Source organism: [Phormidium] sp. LEGE 05292 (genome assembly GCF_015207735.1).
In the GTDB taxonomy this organism is placed as follows: domain Bacteria; phylum Cyanobacteriota; class Cyanobacteriia; order Cyanobacteriales; family Aerosakkonemataceae; genus Floridanema.
This window is the reverse complement of sequence record NZ_JADEWG010000329.1, coordinates 1-1,647: the sequence shown is the minus strand read 5'-3', so window position 1 is coordinate 1,647 and position 1,647 is coordinate 1. Positions and strand designations below refer to the sequence as shown.

Here is a 1,647-nt window from a genome sequence, read left to right as displayed (position 1 = left end):
TAAATTCGGCAATCTTTGGGGTAATTACATCATTAGCAGGCCCATTGGCGATATACTTCTCATAAGTTTGTCTTGAACCTCGTTCTGACTGCGCTGCTAACACTTCAGAAGTGAAAGCAATTTCTCCGAATTTGCGTGGCATAATGCCCTCCTCAATTATCAGTTTTTTGTTGTGTTGTTGAAGCGATCGCTAATTTAATTAACCCGCAGTATTACCAGCAATTAATGGTGCTAACTTATCGCGTTGTCCGGGTATCCAAGTTTCACCCAAAAGCTTGTAATTCATCCGCGGAAAATAGCCGTAGCGTTGTCCTAATTCTCCACTCAGTAGAGTCATGCGTTCCACAGTTCGAGCATTAGCAAGTTTACCTGCATCAATGTAGCGAAAAGGTGTTTTTTCAACTAATTGGAAGAACTGACTTTTTGCTTCTACATCATCGCTAACGACAAACACATCACTAACGGTATCTCCAAAACTTGGCGCATCAAACACTTCCCACCAAACATTTTTGAAAGCACCAACAACTCGCGTTTTCGGAAACCGATGTTGAATTTGTTCTGCACCACTGGTATCCCAAGGTAAGATAAAATCGGTGTAAGTATCATTAAAGGGGTTGGAAATGTCTACATAAATCTTGTCATCAAAATAATGACGCAAAGGTTCTAATATATCTAACATTCCATCCCGTAAGAACATCGCAGGTAGAATCACATCAGCATTGGCAGCATCTTCATAATTACCTGCTGTTAAATTCGGTATTCCCAATCCTTGCACAATCTTAGTCGCTCGGTCAATATTGCGCGAACCCAAAATTACTTCTTGTCCTACTTCAGCCCACATCTTTGCTAAACGAACGCCCATTCTACCCGTGCCTAAAATTCCGAGCTTTGCCATGATAAATTCCCTCAATATTTGACAACTTTTCCTGAATTAATTACTGTTGACTACAACTGTTATAATGGTTCTATATTCCTGCCATTGGAGTGTAGCTAGGGAGTTGTTTGACGCGATCGATCCAAGCCAAAACATTTGGATAAGGTGTGAGGTCAATCTTGCCATCAGGTGCTAACGCAATGTATGGGAAAACCGCAATATCAGCAATAGTTGTCCGCTCGAATTCTAGCCAAGTTCTGGTACTCAAATGTTTGTCAAGTTGGATTAAAATAAGTTCGGCTTTTTGGTGAGCGCGATCGATATTAATACTAGTCGCACCAAACAAATGATAAAGTCGAGCATTTTCAGGTCCCTGACGAACTTCGCCAGCAGTTGTAGATAACCAACGAACTACTTGTGCTAACGATAAAGCATCCAAAGGCAACCATTCTTCACCGCCATATTGCCTTGCTAAATACACCAAAATTGCTTGAGCATCTGCTAATTTAGTATCATTATCTACTAACAAAGGAACTTGTCCAAAAGGGTTAAGTGCTAGATATTCTGGTGACTTATGTTCCCCTTTCATCAAGTCAACTTTTACCCATTCGTATTCCAGATTTAGCAATTCCAAAAACAGTCTAACTTTGTAACTGTTCCCCGACATTTCATGACCATAAAGTTTAATCATGGTGATTTCTCCTGTTCTGCAAAGGGGAATTTGGGGGTTAGGTGTTAGGGTTGGCTTTCTCCCTACCCCCTATCCCCTATCC

The 1,647-nt window shown here is 40.9% G+C and carries 2 protein-coding genes; both read right to left on the bottom strand.

Annotated features, from left to right (window positions below):
• Positions 1 to 199: 199 nt before the first annotated feature.
• Entirely contained in the window at positions 200 to 895 is a 696-nt protein-coding gene (locus IQ264_RS32395) for an NADPH-dependent F420 reductase (protein ID WP_193986872.1), read from the bottom strand.
• A gap of 70 nt (positions 896 to 965) precedes the next feature.
• On the bottom strand, positions 966 to 1,565 hold the full coding sequence (locus tag IQ264_RS32390; protein ID WP_193986870.1) for a glutathione S-transferase family protein: 600 nt from the start codon (positions 1,563 to 1,565) through the stop codon (positions 966 to 968).
• Positions 1,566 to 1,647 lie beyond the last annotated feature (82 nt).